At 71.3% G+C, this 26137-nt stretch carries 22 protein-coding genes, 5 tRNA genes and 1 pseudogene; 22 read left to right on the forward strand and 6 right to left on the reverse strand.

What is annotated here, in order from left to right; translation table 11 throughout:
* Nucleotide 1: 1 nt before the first annotated feature.
* Entirely contained in the window at nt 2-3661 is a 3660-nt protein-coding gene (locus AC07DU_RS10265) for a sensor histidine kinase (RefSeq protein WP_479110642.1), read from the reverse strand.
* Between the two features lie 578 nt (nt 3662-4239).
* Here AC07DU_RS10265 and AC07DU_RS10270 point away from each other — a divergent pair.
* From AC07DU_RS10270 to AC07DU_RS10310, 9 genes are all read left to right on the forward strand, one after another.
* On the forward strand, nt 4240-4428 hold the full coding sequence (locus tag AC07DU_RS10270; RefSeq protein WP_360894628.1) for a hypothetical protein: 189 nt from the start codon (nt 4240-4242) through the stop codon (nt 4426-4428).
* Nucleotides 4429-4526: 98 nt separating this feature from the next.
* On the forward strand, nt 4527-5315 hold the full coding sequence (locus tag AC07DU_RS10275) for a fumarylacetoacetate hydrolase family protein (RefSeq protein WP_479030774.1): 789 nt from the start codon (nt 4527-4529) through the stop codon (nt 5313-5315).
* The gene (gene gltX, locus AC07DU_RS10280) at nt 5308-6783 is read left to right on the forward strand and encodes a glutamate--tRNA ligase (RefSeq protein WP_360894622.1); all 1476 of its coding nucleotides are present in this window, start codon (nt 5308-5310) and stop codon (nt 6781-6783) included. Before AC07DU_RS10275 ends, gltX begins: the two co-directional genes overlap by 8 nt.
* A 135-nt stretch (nt 6784-6918) precedes the next feature.
* Nucleotides 6919-7647, forward strand: coding sequence for an HAD family hydrolase (locus AC07DU_RS10285; RefSeq protein WP_360894619.1), 729 nt, complete (start codon nt 6919-6921; stop codon nt 7645-7647).
* Between the two features lie 86 nt (nt 7648-7733).
* Nucleotides 7734-7805, forward strand: a tRNA-Gln gene (locus AC07DU_RS10290).
* A 27-nt stretch (nt 7806-7832) separates the two neighbouring features.
* A tRNA-Glu gene (locus AC07DU_RS10295) sits at nt 7833-7905 on the forward strand.
* Between the two features lie 61 nt (nt 7906-7966).
* Nucleotides 7967-8039, forward strand: a tRNA-Glu gene (locus tag AC07DU_RS10300).
* 21 nt (nt 8040-8060) lie between these two features.
* A tRNA-Gln gene (locus tag AC07DU_RS10305) sits at nt 8061-8132 on the forward strand.
* A gap of 23 nt (nt 8133-8155) precedes the next feature.
* Nucleotides 8156-8228: transfer RNA gene (locus AC07DU_RS10310), tRNA-Glu, on the forward strand.
* Nucleotides 8229-8426: 198 nt separating this feature from the next.
* Here the strand turns inward: AC07DU_RS10310 and ndgR are convergent.
* Nucleotides 8427-9143 carry an IclR family transcriptional regulator NdgR gene (gene ndgR / locus AC07DU_RS10315; protein ID WP_150517662.1) on the reverse strand — a complete coding sequence of 239 codons (717 nt, stop codon included), beginning with the start codon at nt 9141-9143 and terminating at the stop codon, nt 8427-8429.
* Between the two features lie 184 nt (nt 9144-9327).
* Here ndgR and leuC point away from each other — a divergent pair, with 184 nt between their 5' ends.
* The 4 genes from leuC (at nt 9328) to AC07DU_RS10335 (ending at nt 12536) form a co-directional block, all read left to right on the forward strand.
* Nucleotides 9328-10752, forward strand: coding sequence for a 3-isopropylmalate dehydratase large subunit (leuC, locus tag AC07DU_RS10320; protein WP_360894616.1), 1425 nt, complete (start codon nt 9328-9330; stop codon nt 10750-10752).
* Nucleotides 10753-10755: 3 nt separating this feature from the next.
* Complete coding sequence (gene leuD, locus AC07DU_RS10325; RefSeq protein ID WP_479110645.1) at nt 10756-11349, forward strand: 3-isopropylmalate dehydratase small subunit; 594 nt, start codon at nt 10756-10758, stop codon at nt 11347-11349.
* A gap of 137 nt (nt 11350-11486) precedes the next feature.
* Complete coding sequence (locus tag AC07DU_RS10330; protein WP_360894610.1) at nt 11487-11714, forward strand: SCO5555 family protein; 228 nt, start codon at nt 11487-11489, stop codon at nt 11712-11714.
* 144 nt (nt 11715-11858) lie between these two features.
* Nucleotides 11859-12536, forward strand: a complete 678-nt coding sequence (locus tag AC07DU_RS10335) for an HU family DNA-binding protein (RefSeq protein WP_360894607.1) — start codon at nt 11859-11861, stop codon at nt 12534-12536.
* Nucleotides 12537-12800: 264 nt separating this feature from the next.
* On the opposite strand, the pseudogene cofC reads toward AC07DU_RS10335, so the two are convergent.
* Nucleotides 12801-13469: pseudogene (gene cofC / locus AC07DU_RS10340) on the reverse strand (2-phospho-L-lactate guanylyltransferase); the annotation flags it as partial.
* Nucleotides 13470-13659: 190 nt separating this feature from the next.
* On the opposite strand from cofC, the gene AC07DU_RS10345 reads away from it, so the two are divergent.
* From AC07DU_RS10345 to AC07DU_RS10355, 3 genes are read left to right on the forward strand one after another with little or no spacing between them, the layout of a single operon-like run.
* On the forward strand, nt 13660-14412 hold the full coding sequence (locus AC07DU_RS10345; protein ID WP_479110647.1) for a lysophospholipid acyltransferase family protein: 753 nt from the start codon (nt 13660-13662) through the stop codon (nt 14410-14412).
* Nucleotides 14409-15419: an NAD(P)H-dependent glycerol-3-phosphate dehydrogenase gene (locus tag AC07DU_RS10350; protein WP_360894602.1), complete on the forward strand. Its 1011-nt coding sequence runs from the start codon at nt 14409-14411 to the stop codon at nt 15417-15419. Before AC07DU_RS10345 ends, AC07DU_RS10350 begins: the two co-directional genes overlap by 4 nt.
* 39 nt (nt 15420-15458) lie before the next feature.
* On the forward strand, nt 15459-16616 hold the full coding sequence (locus AC07DU_RS10355) for a D-alanine--D-alanine ligase family protein (protein WP_453371710.1): 1158 nt from the start codon (nt 15459-15461) through the stop codon (nt 16614-16616).
* Nucleotides 16617-16739: 123 nt separating this feature from the next.
* On the opposite strand, the gene AC07DU_RS10360 is transcribed toward AC07DU_RS10355, so the two are convergent.
* A complete protein-coding gene (locus AC07DU_RS10360; protein WP_360894596.1) occupies nt 16740-17231 on the reverse strand; it encodes a DUF3515 domain-containing protein in 492 nt (163 codons plus the stop codon).
* Nucleotides 17232-17254: 23 nt separating this feature from the next.
* On the reverse strand, nt 17255-17488 hold the full coding sequence (locus tag AC07DU_RS10365; RefSeq protein ID WP_030028650.1) for an Lrp/AsnC family transcriptional regulator: 234 nt from the start codon (nt 17486-17488) through the stop codon (nt 17255-17257).
* 245 nt (nt 17489-17733) lie between these two features.
* On the opposite strand from AC07DU_RS10365, the gene AC07DU_RS10370 reads away from it, so the two are divergent.
* Both AC07DU_RS10370 and thiD read left to right on the forward strand, forming a co-directional pair.
* On the forward strand, nt 17734-18717 hold the full coding sequence (locus AC07DU_RS10370) for a thiamine-phosphate kinase (RefSeq protein WP_360894593.1): 984 nt from the start codon (nt 17734-17736) through the stop codon (nt 18715-18717).
* A complete protein-coding gene (gene thiD, locus AC07DU_RS10375; protein WP_479110649.1) occupies nt 18714-19514 on the forward strand; it encodes a bifunctional hydroxymethylpyrimidine kinase/phosphomethylpyrimidine kinase in 801 nt (266 codons plus the stop codon). Before AC07DU_RS10370 ends, thiD begins: the two co-directional genes overlap by 4 nt.
* 109 nt (nt 19515-19623) lie before the next feature.
* Here the strand turns inward: thiD and rpmB are convergent, their stop codons facing one another.
* Complete coding sequence (gene rpmB, locus AC07DU_RS10380; protein WP_007266795.1) at nt 19624-19809, reverse strand: 50S ribosomal protein L28; 186 nt, start codon at nt 19807-19809, stop codon at nt 19624-19626.
* A 240-nt stretch (nt 19810-20049) separates the two neighbouring features.
* On the opposite strand from rpmB, the gene AC07DU_RS10385 reads away from it, so the two are divergent.
* The 4 genes from AC07DU_RS10385 to coaD are packed head-to-tail and all read left to right on the forward strand — an operon-like array spanning nt 20050 to nt 26115.
* Nucleotides 20050-21756, forward strand: coding sequence for a DAK2 domain-containing protein (locus AC07DU_RS10385; RefSeq protein WP_479110651.1), 1707 nt, complete (start codon nt 20050-20052; stop codon nt 21754-21756).
* A gap of 26 nt (nt 21757-21782) precedes the next feature.
* Entirely contained in the window at nt 21783-24998 is a 3216-nt protein-coding gene (locus tag AC07DU_RS10390) for a helicase-related protein (protein WP_479110653.1), read from the forward strand.
* A 44-nt stretch (nt 24999-25042) separates the two neighbouring features.
* Nucleotides 25043-25621, forward strand: coding sequence for a 16S rRNA (guanine(966)-N(2))-methyltransferase RsmD (gene rsmD / locus AC07DU_RS10395; protein ID WP_360894581.1), 579 nt, complete (start codon nt 25043-25045; stop codon nt 25619-25621).
* Nucleotides 25622-25635: 14 nt separating this feature from the next.
* Entirely contained in the window at nt 25636-26115 is a 480-nt protein-coding gene (gene coaD / locus AC07DU_RS10400; RefSeq protein ID WP_360894775.1) for a pantetheine-phosphate adenylyltransferase, read from the forward strand.
* Nucleotides 26116-26137 lie beyond the last annotated feature (22 nt).

Consider the following 26137-nt stretch of genomic DNA (forward strand, 5'->3'; position numbering starts at 1 on the left):
ACTATCGCTCCTGCTGGTAAGTGGGGTCGATGTGGTAACTGCCGGTCGCCGGACCGTTGTTGCCGGCCTGACGGCCCTGCTGGATACCGCGTCGGAGGTTGGTCAGACGGCCGCGGACGTCGTCCGGCGCCCGCGAGACCTGCGGACCCGCCTGCGCCTCGGCCTGCTGCTGCGCGGTGCCGGCCACGAGGTTCGCCCGCGGGACCCGGCGGGGCAGCCCCGAGGTCGTGATGCCGCCGGCGGCGGGCTGGCGCACGCGCTCGGCCTGCCGCATCAGCTCGTCGTTCGGCGAGGAACGCCAGCTGACGGTCGGCGTGGTGCCGGTCGCCGCCGCGGCGGGCTCGGCCGCGGGCCCCTGGCCGCGCTGCGGCAGCGGCTGGTGCTGCTGCGGCGCGAGGCCCGCGGACTGCTGCGGCTGCTGGGGTACCGCCGGTCCCTGCGCGGGGGGCTGCTGCCCCTCCTCGCGGAACCAGTTCGACTCCAGCGTGTCGAAGATCGGGCTGCGGCCGTCGCCGGAGCTCTGCGCCGCGGGCAGCGCCTCAGGCCGGTGGCCCTGCGGCAGTCGCGGGGTCTCCGGGCGCGCAGGCGGTACGGGTGCGTACTCGCCGCCGGGCTGCGGGGCCTGCGGCTGCTGCGGGGCCTGCTGGGGCCGGGCGAAACCGCCGACACCGGGGCCGCCGGGGCGCTGGGGCTGACCCGTGGGCTGGTAGCCGGCCGGGCGCTCGAACTGTCCGGTGGTGGACGGGTTCACGGCGCCGCGTACGTCCGGACGCTCGAACTGTCCGGTCGTGCTCGCGCTGCCGTCGCCCTGGGGCATGGGGGCGTTGAAGTCCGGGCGGGCGAACTCGGCCGTCGAGCCGGGGCCCGACAGCTCGTCGTGGCCGCGGGCCTGGTCCGCACCCCAGCTGGTGGTCTGCGGGCCGGGGAGCTCCGCACGCGGGGCGCCGCCGCGCGGCGGCAGCTGCGGCCGGGCGCCGCCCGGAGCCGGAGCCGGAGCGCCCGGAGCGGCCGACTGCTGCTGAACGGGCTGCTGCTGCGGCTGCTGCGGCTGGGGCCGCTCGAATCCGTTGCCCTGCGGGTAACCGGCCGGGCCGGCCGGGGGCGACGACGCGGGACGGGCCTGAGGCCCACCGCCGAGCGCAGCACCGCCGAACGCACCACCGGCGACCGGACCGCGGGCCGGCAGCGGCGCACCGCCACCGAAGGCACCCTGGCCCTGTCCCGCGGTGGTCTGACCCTGCTGCGGGCGGGCGCCGGGAGCGCCGGGGCCGCCCTGCGGGCGCTGCGGGGCGCCGCCGTCGCGCCCCGGAAGAGCCGCGCGCTGGCCGCCTCCCGGGACCTGACCGCGCTGCGGGGCCGCGCCCACGGTGGGACGCGCGCCGGCACCGGCTACGGAACCCTGGCCGCCGGGGCCGCCGGGGGCGCCACCGGGGCCGCCCTGGCCACCCTGACCCGGCATCGGGCCCGGCTTCTTGCCGCCCTGGGCGACGTCCACCGGAAGCATGACGAGGGCCGTCGTACCGCCCGAGTCGGAGGGACGCAGCTGGATGCGGATGCCGTGTCGCAGGGACAGGCGGCCGACCACGAACAGGCCCATGCGGCGGGAGACGGAGACGTCCACGGTCGGCGGCGACGCGAGCCGCTCGTTGATCGCGGCGAGGTCCTCGGGGGAGAGGCCGATACCGGTGTCGTGGATCTCGACGAGCACGCGGCCGTCGGGCAGCGCGTGACCGGTGACCTTGACCTTGGTCTGCGGGGAGGAGAACGAGGTGGCGTTCTCCAGCAGCTCGGCGAGCACGTGCACGAGGTCGTTGACGACGCGGCCGGCGACGTCGGTGCCGGGCACCGAGGCCAGCTCGACGCGCTCGTACTGCTCCACCTCGGAGGCGGCGGCGCGGAGCACGTCGACGAGCGGGACGGGGCGGGTCCACCGGCGGCCCGGCTCCTCGCCCGCGAGGACGAGGAGGTTCTCACCGTTACGGCGCATGCGGGTCGCGAGGTGGTCGAGCTTGAAGAGCGAGGACAGCTGGTCCGGGTCGGCCTCGCGCGACTCCAGCTCGGAGATGAGCGAGAGCTGACGCTGGATGAGGCCCTGCGAACGGCGCGAGAGGTTGGTGAACATCGCGTTGACGTTGCCTCGCAGGAGGGCCTGCTCGGCGGCGAGGCGGACGGCCTCGCGGTGCACGTCGTCGAAGGCCGCGGCCACCTGGCCGATCTCGTCGCGGGTGTGCACACCGACCGACTCCACGGACGTGTCCACGTCCTGCGGGTCGGACTCGGAGAGCTGCTTGACGAGCTCGGGCAGACGGTCCTGGGCGACGCGCGTCGCGGTGTCCTGCAGGCGGCGCAGCGAGCGGATCATCGAGCGCGCCATGACGAAGGCGCCGACGAGGGAGACACCGAGGACGAGGAGGATCAGGGCACCGTTGATGATGGCGTCCTGCTGGGCCTCGTTCTTGAGCTCGCGGGCCTTCTGCTCCATCTCCTCCAGCAGGGTCAGCTCGATGACCTTCATGGCCTGGAGCTTGGTGCCGTCCGCGTCGTACCAGTCCAGCCAGGACCGGTTCTTCTCCCGGAGGAACGCGTCCGGGCTGGCCAGGACGCGGCGGGCGTAGTGGTCGGCGCTGGAGATCTCGGAGTTGCTGTCGCCCAGACCGGCGAGGAGCTCCTCGGTGCGGCCCTGGTAGACGAGCTCGAAGGTCGTCTTCGCCTGCTGCTCGCCCTTCTGCGCGGAGAGGGCGTAGAGGCGGTCGTTCTCCTTCAGCTCGCCCTGGCGCTCCGAGGTGTCGGGGAGCGAGGCGGCGATGATCGCGCGCTGGATGGAGGCGTACTCCTTGGCGGCGGAGAACGCGGCCAGGGCACGCGTACGCTTGATCATCTCCGGGTTGGAGGTGGCCTGCGCCATGTCCTGGGAGAGCGAGAGCAGCGAGACGATCAGCGAGTTGTACTCACTGACGGTCTGCTGGGCGCCGTTGGCGTACGCCTTGCTGCGGATCGTCTCGATGTTGGTGAGCTGGCGGCCGATCTGAAGGACGTTGTTGCGGATCGACTTGAGGGTGTCGTCCTTGTCGCCGGTGCTGTCGACCTTGTCGGTCGCGGCGGCGAAGGCCTTGGCCGCGGTGTCCGTCTGCTGGCGGATGCCGTCGACGCTGCTGGTGCTCCTGCCCTTGGAGAGCGAGAGCGGACCCGCCGACATGTCCCGCTCCTCCTGGAGCATGGCGGCCAGGTTGGTGGCCTGCCGGGTCATGGTCGTCAGCAGCTGCATGTGCTCCAGCTGCGCGATGTCGTTGAGCGAGTCGTTGATGCGGAAACCACCGAGCGTGGTGGCGGCGACGACCGGAAGGGTCAGCAGCGACACCAGTCGCGTGCTGATGCGCCAGTTCTGCATGGCGAGGCGGGACCCGGGCCCACTGGGGGCCTTCGGTATCGCCACGTCCTGCTCGGCCGGCCCGGCCTTGGCGGACTTCCCGCGGCCCTTCGCCTTCACCGGGGCACCGGCGCCGCGGCCCGCGCCTTCGACAGCCGGCCCGCGGTTCTGGGCGTGCTGGGGCGAGGAGCCTCGGTCGGTCCCGCCGCGCGGGTCCTGCTCCGCCGCGGCTTCCCCACGGCCCTGGCGGGCCTGGGGAGACCCCTTGCCATCCCTCTTGAATCGTCCCTGCACTAGCGTCGCAACCTCTGGACCAGGCGTCCCTCCGGGCGACCGGTGGGACGGTGTCGAGTCGTGGGGCACGTGCGGCCCCATGGTGGTCGTCGGTGACCGGCGCGTCTCCCTCTCTGTGCCGCCGCGCTCGGCGCTTTGTCGCGCCACCTGCGCGCCGGCTGTTCCCGCGGCGGTCCCGCGAATTCCAGCACAGTGGAGGATCTCCAACAAGGTGCGCGTGTCGGCCCGGGGAGTCGGTGACCGCTCGTGACGGCGGTGCTACGCGATGTGTGACCGTATTCGGTCGAAACCGGACTTACGCCATCCAAACCGCATGCCTGTCAAGGTGTCCCAGTCGAGATGATCAGGAGCGGAATGGCGCATTCAGTGGCGCAATGTCCGTTTCGGGTGCCCCAGTTGACTGTCCGTTATGCCAGAAATGCCTGGTCACGGGTGAGCAAACTCACACAGCCGTGGCCATTACTTCCTGGTTCGACGGGGGATTCAGATGTTTAGCCTTGCCTCTTAAAGGGTTGGCGCCAGGGTTGGTGCATGCGACAGCCGACACTCACAGACCGAACCGAGGACCCCGAACTCCGATGAAGACGACGATGATGTTCCGCAACATAGCCAACCCCCGCCGCACCACCCTCGCGCACCTCAAGGACGCCGACGAGCTGCAGGCGGCCCCGGCCACCCCGGAACACTCCGTCGACCTGCCCGCGCAGACCGCCAACCCGCGCCGCACCGTCCTGATGGACGCGCCGGTCGCCGCCGCCGCGCAGTAGCCGCGGCGCCACGGATCGCGAAGCCTCCCCGTCCGCCGCGTTAGCCTGGGAACGCAGACTCCAGCCAGCGGATACGGACAGAGGGGCAGACGCAACACGTGCGCATCGCCAGGTTCTCGATCGACGGCAACGTCGCGTTCGGCGCGGTCGAGGGCGACGCCGCCCCCGGCGGCGAATCGACGCTCGTGCTCGACATCATCAAGGGCATCCCGTTCGCGGACTTCGAGCTCTCGGGCACGAAGGTCCCGCTGAGCAAGGTCCGGCTGCTGCCGCCCGTGCTCCCGAACAAGGTCGTGGCCATCGGCCGCAACTACGCGGAGCACGCGGCGGAGCTCGGCAACGAGGTCCCCGAGGTCCCCATCACCTTCTTCAAGCCCTCCACCTCGGTGGTCGGCCCGGGCGACCCGATCGCGTACCCCTCCTTCTCCCAGGACCTCCACCACGAGGCGGAGCTCGCCGTGGTCATCGGCCGCATGTGCCGGGAGGTCCCGAAGGAGCGCGTCAAGGACGTGATCCTCGGCTACACCTGCGCCAACGACGTCACCGCGCGCGACGTCCAGCAACGCGAGAAGCAGTGGGCCCGGGCCAAGGGCTTCGACAGCTCCTGCCCCCTCGGCCCCTGGATCGAGACCGATCTGGACCCGAGCGACCTGACCATCCAGTGCACGGTCAACGGCGAACAGCGCCAGCTCGGCCGCACCAGTGACATGGTCCGCTCCATCGAGGACCTGATCGTCCACATCACCGAGGCCATGACCCTGCTCCCGGGCGACGTCATCCTCACGGGGACCCCGGCCGGAGTCGGCCCCCTCAACGTCGGCGACGAGGTCGCCGTCACCATCGAAGGCATCGGCACTCTCACCAACAAGGTGATCAAGCGTGGCTAACGCGAACGTCCGCGTACGTTTCTGTCCGTCCCCGACCGGCAACCCCCACGTGGGCCTGGTCCGGACGGCCCTCTTCAACTGGGCGTTCGCCCGCCACCACGGCGGTACGTTCGTCTTCCGCATCGAGGACACCGACGCGGCCCGCGACTCCGAGGAGTCCTACGAGCAGCTGCTCGACTCGCTGCGCTGGCTCGGCTTCACCTGGGACGAGGGCCCCGAGGTCGGCGGCCCGCACGCCCCGTACCGCCAGTCCGAGCGCATGGACATCTACGCGGACGTGGCCCAGCGGCTGCGCGACGGCGGTTACGCCTACGACTGCTACTGCTCGACCGAGGAGCTGGACGCGCGCCGCGCCGCCGCCCGCGCCGCCGGCAAGCCCTCCGGCTACGACGGCCACTGCCGCGAGCTGACCCAGGTCCAGCTGGAGGCCTTCCAGGGCGAGCACCGCCCCTCGATCGTGCGCTTCCGGATGCCCGACGAGCCGATCACCTTCACCGACCTGGTCCGCGGCGAGCTGACCTTCACCCCGGAGAACGTGCCGGACTTCGGCATCCTGCGGGCCAACGGCGCGCCGCTCTACACGCTGGTCAACCCGGTCGACGACGCGCTGATGCAGATCACGCACGTGCTGCGCGGCGAGGACCTGCTGTCCTCCACCCCCCGCCAGATCGCGCTGTACAAGGCGCTGATGGAGCTCGGCATCGCCACGGGCATCCCCCGGTTCGGCCACCTGCCGTACGTGATGGGCGAGGGCAACAAGAAGCTCTCCAAGCGCGACCCCGAGTCCTCGCTCAACCTGTACCGCGAGCGCGGCTTCCTCCCCGAGGGCCTGCTGAACTACCTGTCGCTGCTCGGCTGGTCCTTCTCCAAGGACCAGGACGTCTTCTCGATCGAGGAGATGGTGTCGAAGTTCGACATCGACGGTGTCAACGCCAACCCCGCGCGCTTCGACCTCAAGAAGGCCGAGGCGATCAACGCCGACCACATCCGCATGCTCGACCCGAAGGCCTTCGCGGACGCCTGCGCCCCGTGGCTGCGGGCCCCGCACGCCAACTGGGAGCCCGAGGACTTCGACGCCGATGCCTGGGCGCGCATCGCCCCGTACGCCCAGACCCGTGTGACCGTCCTCTCGGACATCACCGCCAACGTGGACTTCCTGTTCCGCAAGGAGCCGGTCGAGGACCAGGCGTCCTGGGACAAGGCGATGAAGGGCGAGCCGGCGGCCCTGCTGACCACGGCGCGCGAGAACCTCGCCAACGCCGACTGGTCGGACCCGGAGTCCCTCAAGCAGGCCGTCCTGACCGCCGGCGAGGCCCACGGCCTCAAGCTCGGCAAGGCCCAGGCCCCGGTCCGCGTGGCGGTCACCGGCCGCACGGTCGGCCTGCCGCTCTTCGAGTCCCTGGAGATCCTGGGCAAGGAGCGCTCGCTGTCCCGCATCGACGCGGCCCTGGCCAAGCTCGCCGCATAGCCCCACCCGTACGTCCCGCAGGGGGCGGTGGCCGGACACCCGGCCACCGCCCCCTGCGGCGTTCGGGACGGTCGCGGGACGATCTTTCTTTCACATCCCCCACGGGGGGCCGGTGCCCGGCGTAGGCTCGGCCCCATGCCGATCCGCGCCGTGCTGTGGGACATCGACGACACGCTCTTCGACTACACGGGGGCCGACGCCGCCGGCCTCGCGCGGCAACTGGACGCCGAGCGGCTCGCCGACCGCTACGGGACGCCCGCGCAGGCGCTCGCGCTGTGGCGGGAGATCACCGACCGGCACTGGGCGCGCTTCGCAGCCGGCGAGGGCACCTTCCAGGGGCAGCGGCGCGACCGCGTGCGCGAGTTCCTGGAGCGCCCCGCCATGACCGACGACGAGGCGGACACCTGGTTCGACCAGTACGTCGCGCACTACAAGACCGCCTGGACGGTCTTCCCCGACGTGGTGCCCGCGCTGGACGCGCTGGCCGTGGACTACCGGCACGGGGTGCTCTCCAACTCCTCCACCGCCAACCAGGACCCCAAGCTGCGCGACCTCGGGCTGCGCGACCGCTTCGAGGTGCTGGTCTGCGCCGTCGAACTCGGGGTCAGCAAGCCGGAGGCGGCGGCCTTCCTCGCCGCCTGCGAGGCGCTCGGGCTGCCGCCGGGCGAGGTGGCGTACGTGGGGGACCAGCCCGAGATCGACGCGCGCGGGGCGCGCGACGCCGGGCTGCTGGCGATCTGGCTGGACCGCGACGGCGGCCGCGGGCCCGGGCCCGACGGCGCGCACCGCATCGACGGCCTCGCCCGGCTCCCGGAGCTGCTGGCACGCGATACCCGTTTTGGAGCACGGTCAGGCATCCGGTAATGTTCTTTCTGCGCCGCCGGAGCGGGCCGAAAGGCCGAACGGAGGCGCCACCCAAAGAAAAAGCCCCGCAAGGGGTTGACTTTTGGTGGGGTATAGTGTAATTGGCAACACGAGGGTTTCTGGTTCCCTTATTCTAGGTTCGAGTCCTGGTACCCCAGCGCAGTGCAGCAGTAACGCAGTGCTTTGCCCCCGTTGTGTAGCGGCCTAGCACGCCGCCCTCTCAAGGCGGTAGCGCCGGTTCGAATCCGGTCGGGGGTACAGATCCTTCCCGCGAGATCTCCAGGGTCGCACCCGGACATTTTGATGCAGGATCGCTAGGGCCCCCGTTGTGTAGCGGCCTAGCACGCCGCCCTCTCAAGGCGGTAGCGCCGGTTCGAATCCGGTCGGGGGTACTGGTCTGGTCTAGACCACTTTGGGCTATAGTGTAATTGGCAACACGAGGGTTTCTGGTTCCCTTATTCTAGGTTCGAGTCCTGGTAGCCCAGCGCAGTAACAGCAGCACCAGCTAGCCCCCGTTGTGTAGCGGCCTAGCACGCCGCCCTCTCAAGGCGGTAGCGCCGGTTCGAATCCGGTCGGGGGTACGCATCGAAGAGGCCCTCCGCGTTCATCGCGGAGGGCCTCTTCGCTATGCCCGGCACCGAGGCACCGAGGCGACGGTGCGCCGATGCACCCACGCAAAAAGGGGCCCGGGGGCGCGTGTTCAGACGTGTGCGGCGTCGTACGCGCCCCCGGGCCCGAAGGGTGGGCGGGGGAGTGGCAGTCAGGGCGGGAGGGGTGGGTCAGCCGGTGCGGCGCAGCGCCTCCGTGAGGCGTGCGGCCGCGTCGATGACGGCCTGGGCGTGCATCCGGCCCGGGTGGCGGGTCAGGCGCTCGATCGGCCCGGAGACCGACACGGAGGCCACCACGCGGTTCGACGGACCGCGCACCGGCGCCGAGACGGAGGCCACACCGGGCTCCCGCTCGCCGATCGACTGCGCCCAGCCGCGACGCCGTACGCCCGAGAGCGCCGTCGCCGTGAAGCGCGCGCCCTGAAGGCCGCGGTGGAGCCGCTCCGGCTCCTCCCACGCCATCAGGATCTGCGCGGCCGAGCCGGCCTTCATGGGGAGCGTGGAGCCCACCGGGACGGTGTCCCGCAGACCCGACAGCCGCTCGGCGGCCGCCACGCAGATGCGCATGTCTCCCTGACGGCGGTAGAGCTGCGCGCTCTCGCCCGTCACGTCGCGCAGGTGGGTGAGTACCGGTCCCGCCGTGGCCAGCAGGCGGTCCTCGCCGGCCGCGGCGGCGAGCTCCGCCAGCCGCGGACCGAGGATGAACCGGCCCTGCATGTCCCTCGCCACCATCCGGTGGTGTTCCAGTGCCACGGCCAGGCGATGTGCCGTGGGTCGTGCGAGCCCTGTCGCCGCGACCAGCCCGGCGAGGGTGGCCGGACCGGACTCCAGTGCGCTCAATACCAGAGCTGCCTTGTCGAGAACGCCGACGCCGCTAGAGTTGTCCATGAAACGATATTCGCGTCTCACACTGTGAAACGCAAGTTCAATTTTTCCAAGAACCAGCGAGTCTGTATGTGCGGGTCCACGAACCACTGGGTCCGAGCCGTCGTCCGGGACGTGGGGTACGGGCGATCAGGCGCACGAGATCTCTATGAAGCGCCGGCACAACCGGCCGGCCGGAGGGAAAGCGATGGGTAGGACACTCGCGGAGAAGGTCTGGGACGACCATGTCGTCCGGCGCGCCGAAGGCGAGCCCGACCTCCTCTTCATCGATCTGCACCTGCTGCACGAGGTGACCAGCCCGCAGGCCTTCGAAGGCCTGCGTCAGGCCGGCCGCAAGGTCCGACGCCTCGACCTCACCATCGCGACCGAGGACCACAACACCCCCACCATCGACATCGACAAGCCGATCGCCGACCCGGTCTCCCGGGCGCAGCTGGAGACGCTGCGCAAGAACTGCGCCGAGTTCGGCGTCCGCCTGCACTCGCTGGGCGACGTCGAGCAGGGCGTCGTCCACGTCGTGGGACCGCAGCTGGGCCTGACCCAGCCCGGCACCACGGTCGTGTGCGGCGACTCGCACACCTCCACGCACGGCGCCTTCGGCGCGCTGGCCTTCGGCATCGGCACCAGCCAGGTCGAGCACGTGCTGGCCACCCAGACGCTGCCGCTCGCCCGGCCGAAGACGATGGCGATCACCGTCACCGGCGCGCTGGCCGAGGGCGTCACCGCGAAGGACCTGATCCTGGCGATCATCGCCAAGATCGGCACCGGCGGCGGCCAGGGCTACATCCTGGAGTACCGCGGCGAGGCCATCGAGCAGCTCTCGATGGAAGCCCGCATGACCATCTGCAACATGTCGATCGAGGCCGGCGCCCGCGCCGGCATGATCGCCCCCGACCAGACCACCTTCGACTACCTGGAGGGCCGCGACCACGCCCCGAAGGGCGAGGAGTGGGACGCGGCCGTCGCCTACTGGAAGACGCTGCGCACCGACGACGACGCTGTCTTCGACGCCGAGGTCGTCATCGACGGCACGACGCTGGCCCCCTTCGTCACCTGGGGCACCAACCCGGGCCAGGGCGCGCCGCTGTCGGCCAACGTCCCCGACCCGGCTTCGTACGAGGACGCTTCGGAGCGCCACGCCGCCGAAAAGGCCCTGGAGTACATGGGGTTGACCGCCGGGCAGCCGCTGCGCGACATCAAGGTCGACACCGTCTTCGTAGGTTCCTGCACCAATGGCCGCATCGAGGACCTGCGCGCCGTCGCCGGGATCATCGAGGGCCGCAAAGTCGCCGACGGCGTGCGGATGCTGGTCGTCCCGGGCTCCGTACGGGTCGCCCTGCAGGCCGTGGAGGAGGGCCTGGACAAGGTCTTCAAGGAGGCCGGCGCCGAATGGCGGCACGCGGGCTGTTCGATGTGTCTGGGCATGAACCCCGACCAACTGGCGCCCGGTGAACGCTCCGCGTCCACCTCCAACCGCAACTTCGAGGGCCGGCAGGGCAAGGGCGGGCGCACCCACCTGGTCTCCCCGCAGGTGGCCGCCGCCACCGCGGTGCTGGGCCATCTGGCCTCGCCCGCCGACCTGTCCGACGCCCCCGCGACCGCCGGAGTCTGAACCATGGAAGCCTTCACCACCCACACCGGCCGGGCCGTCCCGCTGCGCCGCAGCAACGTCGACACCGACCAGATCATCCCCGCCCACTGGCTGAAGAAGATCACCCGCGACGGCTTCGAGGACGGGCTCTTCGAGGCCTGGCGCAAGGACCCGCAGTTCGTCACGAACCGTCCGGAGCGCGCCGGCGCCACCGTGCTGATCGCCGGCCCCGACTTCGGGACGGGTTCCTCGCGCGAGCACGCCGTCTGGGCCCTGCAGAACTTCGGCTTCAAGACCGTCATCTCCTCCCGCTTCGCCGACATCTTCCGCGGGAACTCGCTGAAGAACGGCCTGCTGACCGTCGTGCTCCCGCAGGAGACGGTCGATCGGCTGTGGGAGCTGACCGAGGCCGACCCCACCGCCGAGGTCACGGTCGACCTGGTCGCCCGCCAGGTGCGAGCCGAAGGCGTCGTCGCGGAGTTCGAACTCGACGACAACGCCCGCTGGCGACTGCTGGAAGGCCTGGACGACATCTCGCTCACCCTTCAGAACGAAGCGGACATCGCCACGTACGAAAGCAGCCGCCCGGCCTTCAAGCCGCGCACGGTTAAGGGCTGATTCCTGCCTGATCAGCGCTTATTCGCCCCTGGGTGATCACATCGACAACACTGTGCCCTCCACCGAACGGTGGGGGGCACAGCTGTGTGTTGAGGCCCCGTGAGGCGACAACTCGCCCCAGATGGCACAATCTGTGCATGGAACGCGACAGTCAACTTGAGCTCTACGAACTGGTCGCGGACCGACTGAAGGAAGCACACATACGGGTGCGCTCACTGCAAGTCCCGGAGGGCGTAAGGATGGCGCTGTCCCGGAAGCTGTTGGTCGTCACGGCCGCGGCGAAACATGATCTCGCCGATGCGGCAAGGCGCCTGGACAGGTTGATGAAGGACCTCGACGAGGGTCGATTCCCTGAAGGCGACTGATGCGAAGGAACTCCGTAACGGTCTCCAGCGTTGCGGCACTAGGGTGATTAGCCCGTTTCGTGTTTGATTTGCGGTATATATCCGCCTAACGTGCGAAATAAGCTTGAACACATTCGTTCTGGCGAAGTCTCCGAAGGGGAAGACGTGAACAAGGCGCAGCTCGTAGAAGCGATTGCCGACAAGCTGGGCGGCCGCCAGCAGGCCGCGGATGCTGTCGACGCGGTACTGGACGCGATCGTCCGCGCTACCGTCGCGGGCGATCGGGTCTCGGTCACGGGCTTCGGCTCGTTCGAGAAGGTCGACCGCCCGGCCCGTTACGCGCGCAACCCGCAGACGGGAGAGCGCGTCCGGGTCAAGAAGACCTCCGTGCCCCGTTTCCGTGCGGGCCAGGGCTTCAAGGACCTGGTCAGCGGCACCAAGAAGCTGCCCAAGGGCGGCGAGGTCTCCGTGAAGAAGGCGCCCAAGGGCAGCCTCACCGGTGGTGCCTCCGCGACGGTCAAGAAGGCCGCCGCGAAGAAGGCCACCACCGCCAAGAAGGCCGCGGCGAAGTCCACGGCCGCGAAGAAGACGACGGCCACGAAGACCACCGCGACCGCCAAGAAGGCGGCGGTGAAGAGCACGCCCACCGCCAAGAAGGCGACGGCCACGGCCAAGAAGGCCAGCACCGCGAAGAAGGCCACGGCCACCGCGAAGAAGACCACCCCCACCGCGAAGAAGACCGCCCCGGCCGCCAAGAAGGTGACCGCGGCGACGAAGGCGCCCGCGAAGAAGACCGCGACGCGCAAGGCCACCGCGAAGAAGACCACCGCCCGCAGCAAGTAAGGGCACGGTCACACACGCCGGGCCGGCTTCCCCCTGTGGGGAAGCCGGCCCGCGGTGCGTTCGTCAGAAGGTCTGCAGCGTGACCAGGGTGATCCGCAGGCCCGCGCCCTCGCCGTCCGTCTCGATCCGCACCCGCTGCCCGGGCCGCAGCAGCCGCAGGCCGCCCGCGTCGAAGGCCGGGGCCTCGAAGGGCACGGGGGTGCCGTCGTCCAGCAGCACACTGCCGCTGCGGGTCTGGGAGTCGTACGTGTACGCGGTCGCCTGCATACCCGCACTGTATCGGGCCGTGTGCGGCCCCACACCGAGGGCGAGGGCCGTGCGCAGATCCGCCGCCGTGTCCACGTCCCGGCGCACGCTGTCGACGCCCGCCAGGCCGATTTCCACCGCCCCCGAGGCCGAATGCCTGGCCCGCGACGGGCCGCCGAAGGAGGGGGCCAATTCCACGTCCGGAGCGGCGGAAAGCAAGGTCGTCCCGATTCCTGCCGCGTCCGCCAGAAATGCCCGGGGAAATACCGAGGCGTTTTCGAGCACGCGTAGCAGTTCCGGGGGCCGCAGCGCCGGCAGATCGGCGTTCATCGCGGCCACCGCGGCGCCGGGCCGCCCCGACCGCACCGCCCGCGCCCCGTGGGCCAGCGCCGCGTTGAGCCCGGCCGCCGGGGCGTCGGGGACGATCCGCGCGCCCAGCCGGGCCAGTTCCGCCCCCGCCGCGGCGTCGTCCGTGACGACCACCACATCCGCGACGGCCGCGCAGGCCAGCGCCCCGGCCACGGTGTCCTGGGCGAAGGCCAGGGCGAGCCCCGGACGGGAGGCGCCCACGGCCGCCGCGAGACGGCTCTTGGCCACCGCCAGGGGCTTGAGCGGGACCACCAGACTCCAGACGGCGTTCGTCACCGCCCCCTCCCTCCCCTGCGCTGCCGCACCCGCGCGGGCCATGGTCGGGTCATGGCCTGGTCATGTGCCGGTCCATTGTCGCCCTCGCCCCGTGAACCCGGGACTCCGGTGGTGCGAGCGGGGCGTACGGTGTTCCCGACAGAGACTCGACAGAGACCGGGCCCGGGACCACACTTGTCCGGCCGACGAGGTGGCCCCAGCCGCGCACCGGTCCTAGAGGAAAGGTGTTCGAGTGCCCCGCCGCAGATTCGGCTTCTGGTACCGCCTGGCGGCGGTCATCGCAAAACCGCCGCTGGTAGTGCTCTTCAAGCGGGACTGGCGGGGAATGGAGCACATTCCGGCCGAGGGCGGATTTATCACCGCCATCAATCACAACTCGTATCTGGACCCGCTCTCCTACGCGCACTTCCAGTACAACACCGGCCGCGTGCCCCGTTTGCTCGCGAAGGCCGCCCTCTTCAAGGTCCCTATTGTCGGGTCGATCCTGCGGGGCAGCGGGCAGATCCCCGTCTACCGCGAGAGCACCAACGCCCTGGTCGCATTCCGGGCCGCGGTGGAGGCGATCGAGCGCGGTGAATGCGTGGCCTTTTACCCGGAGGGCACGCTCACCCGCGACCCCGACATGTGGCCGATGGCCGGCAAGACCGGCGCCGCCCGTGTCGCGCTGATCACCAGGGCGCCCGTCGTTCCGGTGGCCCAGTGGGGCGCGAACCTCGCGATGCCGCCCTACGCGAAGAAGAACAGGGTGCGGCTCTTCCCGCGCAAGACCCTCCAGGTCCTCGCGGGGCCGCCGGTGGACCTGTCCGCCTTCTACGACCTGGAGCCCACCCCGGAGGTCCTCAAGGAGGCCACCGAGGTGATCATGGGCGCCATCACCAAGCTGCTGGAGGAGTTGCGCGGGCAGACCGCGCCCGACCAGCCGTACAACCATCGAGACGCCAGGGCGCAACAGCGGCGCAAGGCCGCGGGGGAGGGCGACAAGTGACACGTCCCATGAAGGCAGCCGTATTCGGAACGGGCTCCTGGGGCACGGCCTTCGCCATCGTGCTGGCCGACGCCGGCTGCGAGGTGACCCTGTGGGGGCGCCGCCAGGAGCTGGTCGACGCCATCAACACCGGCCGGACCAACCCGGACTACTTCCCCGACGTCGAACTCCCCGCGGGCATCCGGGCCACCACCGACCCCGCCGAGGCCGCGGCGGGCGCCGACTTCACCGTCCTCGCCGTCCCCTCCCAGACCCTGCGCGGCAACCTCGCCGCCTGGGCGCCCCTGCTCGCCCCCGACACCGTGCTCGTCTCCCTCATGAAGGGCATCGAACTCGGCACCGCCAAGCGGATGAGCGAGGTGATCGAGGAGGTCGCCAAGGTCCCCGCCGAGCGCATCGCCGTGGTCACCGGCCCCAACCTGGCCCGCGAGATCGCCGCCCGGCAGCCCGCCGCCTCCGTCGTCGCCTGCGTGGACGAGGCCGTGGCGCAGCGCCTCCAGGCCGCCTGTCACACCCCGTACTTCCGCCCGTACACCAGCACCGACGTCATCGGCTGCGAGCTCGGCGGCGCGGTCAAGAACGTCATCGGCCTCGCCGTCGGCATCGCGGACGGCATGGGCCTGGGCGACAACACCAAGGGCTCGCTCATCACCCGCGGACTGGCCGAAGCGACCCGCCTGGGCGTGGCGATGGGCGCCGACCCGCTCACCTTCTCCGGCCTCGCGGGCCTCGGCGACCTGGTCGCCACCTGCTCCTCGCCGCTCTCCCGGAACCACACCTTCGGCACCAACCTCGGCCGCGGGATGACCCTGGAGGAGACCATCGCGGTCACCAAGCAGACCGCCGAAGGAGTCAAGTCCTGCCAGTCGGTGGCCGATCTGGCCCGCCGCCACGGGGTGGACATGCCGATCACCGACACGGTCGTCGACATCGTCCACCACGGCAAGCCCACCCTGGTCGCGCTCAAGGAACTGATGGGACGCAGCGCCAAACCGGAACGTCACTGACTCCATTCCGCACGTCTGAGCGGGTACTCTCGTGGCGATATGAGCAGCGAGAACCTCCCCCAGACCCCTGAGCAGCAGGGCCGCAAGCCCCGCGTGGCCGTCGTGTTCGGCGGCCGCAGCTCGGAACACGCCATCTCGGTCGTCACGGCGGGCGCCGTGCTGCGCGCCATCGACCGCTCCAAGTACGAGGTGCTGCCCATCGGCATCACCACGGACGGCCGGTGGGCGCTGACCGCCGACGAGCCCGACCGGATGGCCATCGCCGACCGGCGGCTCCCGAGCGTCGAGGAGCTCGCCGAAGGCGAGGACGGCTCCGTCGTGCTCTCGGTCGACCCCGCCCACCGCCAGGTCGTCTACACCGAGCCGGGCGCCGTTCCCAAGGCGCTGGGCGAGGTCGACGTCGTCTTCCCCGTGCTGCACGGCCCCTACGGCGAGGACGGCACCCTGCAGGGGCTCCTGGAGCTCTCCGGGATCCCGTACGTCGGCTCCGGCGTCCTCGCCTCGGCCGTCGGCCAGGACAAGGACTACATGAAGCGGGTGTTCACGTCCTTCGGGCTGCGCGTCGGCCCGTACGTGACCATCCGCCCCCGCGAGTGGGACGCCGACCCGGACGCCGCCAAGGCCAGGATCCTGGACTTCGCCGCCGAACACGGCTGGCCGCTGTTCGTCAAGCCCGCCCGGGCCGGCTCCTCCATCGGCATCACCAAGGTCGACGACGTCTCCGGACTGGAGGCGGCGATCCGCGAGGCCCGGCGCCACGACCCCAAGTTCATCGTGGAGGCGCTGCTGCGCGGCCGCGAGATCGAGTGCGGGGTCCTGGAGTTCGAGGACGGGCCGCGCGCCAGCGTGCCCGCCGAGATCCCGCCGGTGTCCAGCCACGACTTCTACGACTTCGAGGCGAAGTACATCGACTCGGCGTCCGGGATCGTGCCCGCGCCGCTCACCCCGGAGCAGACCGCAGAGGTGCGGCGGCTCGCGGTCGAGGCCTTCGACGCCGCGTCCTGCGAGGGCCTCGTGCGCGCCGACTTCTTCCTCACCGAGGACGGCGAGTTCGTCATCAACGAGATCAACACGATGCCCGGCTTCACGCCGATCTCCATGTACCCGCTGATGTGGCAGAAGACCGGCGTGGAGTACCCGGAGCTGGTGGACTGCCTGATCCAGGCCGCCCTGCGCCGCCCCACCGGCCTGCGCTGAGCCGAGCGCCGCGCACCCGTACAGCCGACCGCCCGCCGGCCCGCCCTGAAAGGCATGGCCGGCGGGCGGCGGTGCGTCCGGTGAGTTCGGTGCTCAGGAGGACTCAGTGGGACTCAGTAGGGCTCAGTAGGAGGAGATGCCCTCGGGAACGGTCGCGGCGATCGCCGCGGACAGGCCGACCAGCATCCCCGCATCCGTGGCATGCTCCTGGTCGACCCGGACCTCCGTGTACGCCAGCCGCAGACCGGTGGTGAACCGGAAACCGCCGCCCGCACCGTCGTCGAGCTTCTCCAGCAGCCAGGACACTCCGTTCACCTCGACCCCGTCCTGCTCCGGATCCGCCATCTTGGGGGGCTTGGGGATCCCGCACCGCAGTACGATCGCCGAGCCGCCCCACGCGGCGGTCAGATCGGACTCCGGTTCGGTCGGGGTCCGCGCCAGGCCGGCCACCGTCTCCGGGAGCTTCTCGTGCAGCGCTGCACAGAGCCCCGCGATGTCGGCGGGCGGCATGGGCGGAGGGCCGACCCGGGCCTGGGAACCACCCGGGGAGCACGCCGCGAGGGCCAGTACGGCCGGCACGGCCAGGACACGGAGGGGCCGGCGGTGGAGGGACATCACCGGCCAAGAGTAGACGGGGGCTACAGATGGACCACCGGGCAGGTCAAGGTGCGGGTGATCCCCTCCACCTGCTGGACCTTGGCCACGACCATGCGGCCGAGCTCGTCCACGGTGTCGGCCTGGGCGCGCACGATCACGTCGTACGGGCCCGTCACGTCCTCGGCCTGGATCACCCCCGGGATCTGCCCGATGGACTCGGCGACGAAAGACGCCTTGCCCACCTCGGTCTGGATAAGGATGTACGCCTGTACCACGGAACCTCCAGGGCGGCCACGAGGATCATTTCCCCTAACCTTCGGGTGGGCCCCACACGATGCGAGGGGCCGGGGGAAGAAGGGACGCCACGGTACCGCGTCGCCGTGCGCCGCGGGGAGACCTGCGGGCCCGGCGCCACGCACAGCGGGGCGTACGGAGAGCAGAAGTTGACATATCTGTTGACGGTACCCAGAGCTGTGACGGCTCGCGACCGCAAGCGGACTGGGCAAGAAGGGGCACAGCGATGAAGGGCACTGTGGGCGAGCTGGGGGAGTTCGGGCTGATCAGGGAGCTCACCTCACGGCTCACCACCACCCCGGCGGTCCGGCTCGGACCGGGCGACGACGCCGCGGTCGTGTCGGCCCCCGACCGGCGGGTCGTGGCGAGCACCGACATCCTGCTGGAGGGCCGGCACTTCCGGCGCGACTGGTCCACGGCCTACGACGTCGGCCGCAAGGCCGCCGCGCAGAACCTCGCCGACATCGCCGCCATGGGCGCGGTGCCGACCGCGCTGCTGCTCGGCCTCGTCGTCCCGGCCGAACTGCCGGTCACCTGGCCCACCGAGCTGATGGACGGCATCCGCGACGAGTGCCAGGTCGCCGGCGCGGCCGTGGTCGGCGGGGACGTCGTCCGCGGGGACGTCATCACCGTCGCCATCACCGCGCTGGGCGACCTGCGCAACCACGAGCCGGTCCTGCGCTCCGGCGCCCAGCCCGGCGACGTCGTCGCCGTGACCGGCTGGCTGGGCTGGTCCGCGGCCGGCTTCGCCGTGCTCTCGCGCGGCTTCCGCTCCCCGCGGGCGTTCGTGGAGGCGCACCGGCGCCCCGAGCCGCCGTACCACGCGGGCCCCGCGGCCGCCGGGCTCGGCGCCACCGCCATGACCGACGTCAGCGACGGCCTGATCGCCGACCTCGGGCACATCGCCGAGGCCAGCAAGGTACGGATCGACCTGCGCTCGGCGGCCGTCGACATCCCCACGCAGATGCACGACATCGGGCAGGCCGTCGGCGTGGACCCGCTGCAGTGGGTGCTCACCGGGGGAGAGGACCACGCGATCGTGGCCACCTTCCCGCCGGACGTGAAGCTCCCCGCCCGCTGGAAGGTCATCGGCGAGGTGCTGAACCGCTCCGCGCTGCCCCAGGTGACCGTGGACGGCGCGCCCTGGACCAGCACCGGCGGCTGGGACCACTTCGGGGCCGACCCGGCCGCCCAGGACGGTCCGGCGTGAGCCCTGCGCCGCCGCTGTGCCTGACCGTCGCCGGATCCGACTCCGGCGGCGGCGCGGGCATCCAGGCCGACCTCAAGACCATGCTCGCGCTCGGCGTGCACGGCATGAGCGTGGTGACCGCCGTGACCGCGCAGAACTCACTCGGGGTACGGGGAGTGTGGGAACTGCCCGTCGAGGCCGTCACGGCCCAGTACCGGGCCGTCGTGGACGACATCGGCGTCCAGGCGGTGAAGACCGGGATGCTCTCCTCGGCCGCCCTGGTGGAGACGGTGGCCGAGCTGCTCGCCACCACCTCGGCCCCGGCCGTCGTGGACCCCGTCGGGGTCTCCAAGCACGGGGACGCGCTGCTCGCCGCCTCGGCCCTGGACGCCGTACGCCGGGAGCTGCTGCCGCGGGCCACCGTGGCCACGCCCAACCTGGACGAGGTGGCGCAGCTCACCGGCGTGCTGGTGGAGGACGAGGACGGCATGCGGAGGGCCGCCGACGCGATCCTCGGCCACGGCCCCCGCTGGGCGCTGATCAAGGGCGGACACCTCGCGGCGCACGGCGGCGAGGCCGTGGACCTGCTCACCGACGGAACCGAGGAGCGGTGGCTGCGCGCCCCCCGCCACGACAACCGGCACACCCACGGCACCGGCTGCACCCTCGCCAGCGCCGTCGCGGCGGGGCTGGCCAAGGGCCTGACCGTCCCGCAGGCCGTCACGGCCGCCAAGGACTACGTCACGGGCGCCATCGCCGCCGGCTTCGCGCTCGGCGCGGGCATCGGCCCGGTGGATCACGCCTGGCAGTGGCGCTGAGCCCCCGCGGGACCAGGCTGAGCCCCGCCGGACAAGGCAAAAGGCCGGTTCACCAGAGGTGAACCGGCCTTTAGGGCAACCGGAAAGGGCTGCGCTACGACGGGAGGCGTCAGCGCGAGACCTTGCCGGCCTTGATGCACGAGGTGCAGGCGTTGAGGCGCTTCGGCGTCCCATTGACCACGGCACGGACGCGCTGGATGTTCGGGTTCCAGCGACGCGAGGTGCGGCGGTGCGAGTGGGAGATGTTGTTGCCGAAGCTCGGCCCCTTGGCGCAAACGTCGCAGTTGGCAGCCACAGGTCACTCCAAGACTTCAGGTGCAATTAACAGTGAAACCGGCGCACCGGATTCAGAGGTCTGAAGTGGTTTGCCGGGGAATGGCCCGACTCTCGCCGGGCAACCGGAGCAGCATACAACGACTGCGTCCGTCCAAGAAAACTACCACGGCCGCCGCAGGCGCCGCCCCGTGGTCCGGACGAGCGGGCGGTCCTTCGTTACCCTGCGGTGAACCCTGGCCCGCACGAGGAGGAACGCCCAGTGCCGCACGAGCTGCAGCCGCAGCCCACTGACGAGCTCGACGCCGAAGCCGTGCGCACCTGGAGTTCGCTGGCCCTGGCCGCGCTGGGGCGGGCCCGCGAGGACATCGACGCGATCAACGTCTATCCGGTCGCCGACGCGGACACCGGGACCAACCTCTACCTCACCGCCGAATCGGCCGACCTCGCGCTCACCGCGGCCTTCGGGAAGGTGACCGAGGGCACAGCGCCGACCTCCCTGGACCAGGCCGTACGGGCCTGGGCGCACGGAGCGCTCCTCGGCGCCCGCGGGAACTCCGGGACGATCCTGGCGCAGCTGCTGCGCGGGGTGGCCGAGGTACTCGGCGAGCAGCCCGATGAGCCCGGGCAGCCCGATGAGCCCGGGCAGCCCGATGAGCCCGGGCAGCCCGGGGAGCCGGTGCCCGGCAGGCTTCTCGCCCGGGCGCTGACCCGGGCCGCGCAGGAGGCGTACGCGGCCGTCGCGCACCCCGTCGAGGGGACCATGCTCACCGTCGCCGGCGCCGCCGCGCGGGCCGGTGAGGCGGCCGCGGCCGCCGCCGGGAGCCCGGCCGACGTGGCCCGGGCCGCCTACGACGCGGCCCGCGCCGCCCTCGCCGAAACCCCCGGGCAGCTGGCCGCGCTGGGCCGGGCCGGGGTGGTCGACGCCGGGGGCTGCGGACTGGTCGCCGTACTCGGGGCCCTGTGGCAGGCCCTGTCCGGCCAGGCGCCGGCCGTCGAGCCGGTGCCCGGGCGGGCCGTGCCCGTACCGCAGCCGCCGGACCCCTGCGAGCAGGAGGCGGACGGGCCCGCCTACGAGGTGATCTACCTGCTGGAGGCCTCCGAGGAGGCGGTCGGCGCCCTGCGTGAACGCCTCGACGGGCTGGGCGACAGCCTGGTCGTGGTCGGCGGCGACGGGCTGTGGAACGTCCACGTCCACGTCGACGACCCCGGGGCCGCCGTGGAGGCCGGGGTCGTCGCCGGACGGCCGTACCGGATACGGATCACGCACTTCGGGGACGAACGGCGCCGGGCCCGCGGCGCACGCGCCCAGCGGGCCGTGGTCGCCGTGGTCCCCGGCGAGGGCCTGGCCGCCCTGTGCGGGGAGGCGGGCGCCACCACCGTGCTCGTGCGCCCCGGGGAACCCCTGGCCGTCGCCGAACTGGTCGACGCCATCCGCCGCGCGCACGCCCGCGAGGTCGTGCTCCTGCCGGGCGGCGCCGAGCTGCGCCCCGCCGCGGCCGCGGCGGCCGAACAGGCCCGCGTCGACGGCGTACGGGTCGCCGTGATCCCCACCCGCTCCGCGGTCCAGGGCCTGGCCGCCCTCGCCGTGCACGATCCGGACGGCACCTTCGACGAGGACGTGGTCGCCATGACGGCGGCGGCCGGCGCCACCCGGTACGGGGAACTGGCCGTGGCCGAACGGCAGTCCTTCACCTCGGCCGGCATCTGCCAGGCCGGTGACGTGCTCGGTCTCATCGACGGCGACGTCGCCGTGATCGGCTCGGACCTCACCGAGACCGCCGAGGCGGTCCTGGAGCGGATGCTCGGCTCCGGCGGCGAACTCGTCACCCTGGTCCTGGGACCCGAGGTGCCGGACGCCGTCGCCGAGCGCCTGGAGGCGTACGTGCTCCACGGCCACCTGGCCGTGGACACCGTCACCTACCGGGGCGGCCGGTACTCGGCGCCGCTCCTCATCGGGGTGGAATAGCGGGCTTGTCAGCGCCATGGTGTGCAATGGAACACGTGCCCGCGCTCGACGAAGACCTCAAGAAGACGCTCGGACCCGCCACCGCCAAGGTGCTGGCCGAGCAGCTCGGCCTGCACACGGCCCTGGACCTGCTCCACCACTACCCGCGGCGGTACGCCGAGCGCGGTGAGCTGACCTCGCTGGCCGAGCTGGCCGACCAGATCGACGAGCACGTGACCGTCGTCGCGCAGGTCGCCGACGCCCGGCTGCTGACCTACCAGGGCAGCCGCGGCGGCGGCAAGCGCCTCGAAGTCACCATCACCGACGGCAGCGGGCGCCTCCAGCTGGTCTTCTTCGGCGCCGGCGTCCACAAGCCGCACAAGGAGCTGCTGCCCGGCAGCCGCGCGATGTTCGCGGGCAAGGTCTCCCTCTTCAACCGCAAGCTCCAGCTGGCCCATCCCGCGTACGAGCCGCTCGGCAAGGAGGCCGGCGAGTCCGACGCGGCCGCCGCCTTCGCCGGCCAGCTCATCCCGATCTACCCCGCCTGCGCGAAGCTGGAGTCCTGGAAGATCGCCAAGTGCGTGGACGCGGTGCTGCCCCGCACGCAGGAGGTCCTCGACCCGCTTCCCGCCGCCCTGCGCGAGGGCCGGGGACTGGTCCCGCTCCCCGAAGCCCTGCTGAAGATCCACCGGCCGGCCACCAAGGCCGACATCGAGGACGCCCGCCAGCGCCTGAAGTGGGACGAGGCCTTCGTCCTCCAGGTCGCCCTGGCCCGCCGCCGCCACGCCGACGCCCAGCTCCCCGCCGTCCCCCGCCGCCCCGCCCCCGGCGGCCTGCTCGACTCCTTCGACGCCAAGCTCCCCTTCACCCTCACCGAGGGCCAGCAGGGCGTCTCCAAGGAGATCTTCGACGACCTGGCCACCAGCCACCCCATGCACCGCCTCCTCCAGGGCGAGGTCGGCTCCGGCAAGGCCCAGCCCCTCGACTCGCTGGTGCTGACGCCCGCGGGCTTCCGGCCCATGGGCGATATCGAGGTCGGGGACGAGGTGGTGGTGCCGAGCGGCGAGATCGCACTCGTCGGGGGCGTCTTCCCTCAGGGGGAACGCGACGTGTGGAGGGTGGTGCTCTCGGACGGGAGCTCGGTCGAGTGCGACGACGAACACCTGTGGATCGTCGGCACCAGTTGTGGATGGCACCGCGGCCAGGAGCCCAAGGTGATGACCACAAGGGAGATCCGATCGGACCTGCGCAAGGCCAATGGATCTTCCAAGTGGTACCTGCCGGTAGCCGTCCCCGTGGACCTCGGGAACGGTGACCACCAACCGCTTGATCCTTACCTGATGGGCGTTCTCATCGGCGACGGCTCGTTCCGACACAACCTGAGACTGTCCACCGCGGACGGGGAGATCCTGGCCGCGGTCGAGGCTGCGGTGGCCCCGGGCTGTGAGATGGCCGAGGTTCCCGGATCCAGCTGCGACTACACGATCCGGATGAGCGGGCCGGGGGGCGGCACTCGACGGAATCCCGTCATCCAGGCGGTTCGTGACCTGGGGCTGTGGGGTGCCACCTCACACGACAAGTTCGTCCCGGATGTCTACAAGAACGCATCGGTCAAGGACCGTTTGGCGGTCCTTCAAGGGCTCATGGACACGGACGGGACGCTTGACGCGAACGGAATGAGTATTTCGTTCTGCTCCGCCTCGCTCCGGTTGGCGGAGGACGTGGCCTGGCTTGTGCGCTCTCTAGGTGGACGTGCTCGTGTGCTGCCCAAGAAGGCGGCCTTCAACGTCTCTGTTGCCTTGCCTGAGGAGTTCGAGCCGTTCCGGCTGCCGCGCAAGTCGGCACGAATGCGGCCGAGGCCGACGTACAACACCTTCCGCCGCGGTATTCGGAATGTCGAGCACGTTGGTGCCAAGCCGGTCCAGTGCATCAGCGTCGAGCACCCGAGCCATGCCTATGTGACTGACAACTTCACCGTCACGCACAACACCATGGTCGCGCTGCGGGCCATGCTCGCCGTGGTGGACTCCGGGGGGCAGGCCGCCATGCTCGCGCCCACCGAGGTGCTCGCCCAGCAGCACCACCGCTCCATCACCGAGATGATGGGCGAGCTCGCCGAGGGCGGAATGCTCGGCGGCTCCGACCAGGGCACCAAAGTGGTGCTGCTCACCGGCTCGATGGGGATGCCCGCGCGCCGCCAGGCACTGCTCGACCTCGTCACCGGTGAGGCGGGCATCGTGATCGGCACGCACGCGCTGATCGAGGACAAGGTGCAGTTCCACGACCTCGGACTGGTCGTCGTCGACGAACAGCACCGCTTCGGGGTGGAGCAGCGCGACGCCCTGCGGTCCAAGGGCAAGCAGCCCCCGCACCTGCTGGTGATGACGGCGACCCCGATCCCGCGCACGGTCGCCATGACCGTCTTCGGCGACCTGGAGACCTCCGTCCTCGACCAGCTGCCCGCCGGGCGTTCACCGATCGCCACGCACGTGGTGCCCGCCAAGGACAAGCCGCACTTCCTCGCCCGGGCCTGGGAGCGGGTCCGCGAGGAAGTGGAGAACGGCCACCAGGCGTACGTGGTCTGCCCCCGCATCGGGGACGAGGAGGAGCCGAAGAAGAAGGCCTCCGCCGAGGACGAGGCCGAGAAGCGGCCGCCGCTCGCCGTCCTGGACATCGCCGAGCAGCTCAGGCGCGGCCCCCTGGCCGGTCTGAGCGTCGAGGTGCTGCACGGCCGGATGGACCCCGCCGACAAGGACGACGTCATGCGCCGCTTCGCGGCCGGCGAGGTCAAGGTCCTGGTCGCCACCACCGTCATCGAGGTCGGGGTGAACGTCCCGAACTCCACCGTCATGGTGATCATGGACGCCGACCGCTTCGGCGTCTCCCAGCTCCACCAGCTGCGCGGCCGCGTCGGCCGCGGCTCCGCACCCGGCCTGTGCCTGTTGGTCAGCGAGATGCACGAGGCGAGCCCCGCCCGGGCCCGGCTGACCGCCGTCGCCCAGACCCTCGACGGCTTCGAGCTCTCCCGGATCGACCTGGAACAGCGCCGCGAGGGCGATGTCCTCGGCCAGGCCCAGTCCGGGGTGCGCTCCTCGCTGCGGGTGCTGTCCGTCATCGAGGACGAGGAGGTCATCGCCCAGGCCCGGGAGGAGGCCGCGCGCGTGGTCGCCGCCGATCCGGGGCTGGAGCGGCTGCCGGGCCTGCGCACCGCCCTGGACGCGCTGCTGGACACCGAGCGGGAGCAGTACCTGGAGAAGGGCTGACAATGGGAGTGCCCCACGTCCCCGAAGATTGAAGGACCCCCCAGATGACCCGCGTGATCGCCGGCAGCGCCGGCGGGCGACGGCTGGCCGTGCCTGCGGGCACCGGCACCCGGCCGACCTCGGACCGGATGCGCGAAGGCCTGTTCTCGACCTGGGAGTCGCTGCACGGCGTCGAGGGGTCCCGGGTGCTCGACCTGTACGCGGGCTCGGGCGCCGTAGGCCTGGAGGCCCTCTCCCGCGGGGCGGCCCACACCCTGCTCGTCGAGACCGACGCCAAGGCCGCCAAGGCCATCCGCGACAACATCAAGGCGCTGGGCTTGCCCGGCGCCGAATTCCGCGCGGGCAAGGCCGAGCAGATCGTGGCGGGCGCCGCGGGCGGGGCCCCGTACGACATCGTCTTCCTCGACCCGCCGTACGCCGTGGACAGCGCCGACCTGCGGGAGATCCTCCTCACACTCCGGGCCAATGGCTGGCTCACGGACGATGCGCTCGCCACCGTGGAGCGCAGCACCCGCACCGGTGCCTTCCCGTGGCCCGAGGGCTTCGAGCCGCTCCGGTCACGCAAGTACGGCGAGGGCACCCTGTGGTACGGCCGCGCCGCCTTCACCAGCGAAGAGTCATGAACGAGGGAGTTCAGTTGCGCCGCGCCGTCTGCCCGGGGTCCTTCGACCCCATCCACAACGGACACCTCGACGTCATCGGACGCGCCTCCCGGCTCTACGACGTGGTGCACGTCGCCGTGATGATCAACCCGTCCAAGAAGGGCCTGTTCAGCGTCGAGGAGCGGATCGAGCTGATCCGCGAGGCGACGGCCGACTACGGCAACGTCGAGGTGGAGTCCTTCCACGGGCTGCTCGTCGACTACTGCAAGCAGCGCGACATCCCGGCCATCGTCAAGGGGCTGCGGGCGGTCAGCGACTTCGACTACGAGCTCCAGATGGCCCAGATGAACATGGGGCTGTCGGGCGTCGAGACGCTCTTCGTACCGACCATCCCCACCTACAGCTTCCTGTCCTCCTCGCTGGTCAAGGAGGTCGCGGCCTGGGGCGGCGACGTCACCCACCTACTGCCGGCGCACGTGCACGCGGCGCTCGTCGAGCGGCTCGGCGACCGCTGACCCCCTGACGCCCCGTCAGCCA

The organism is Streptomyces sp. NPDC045695 (genome assembly GCF_056432025.1).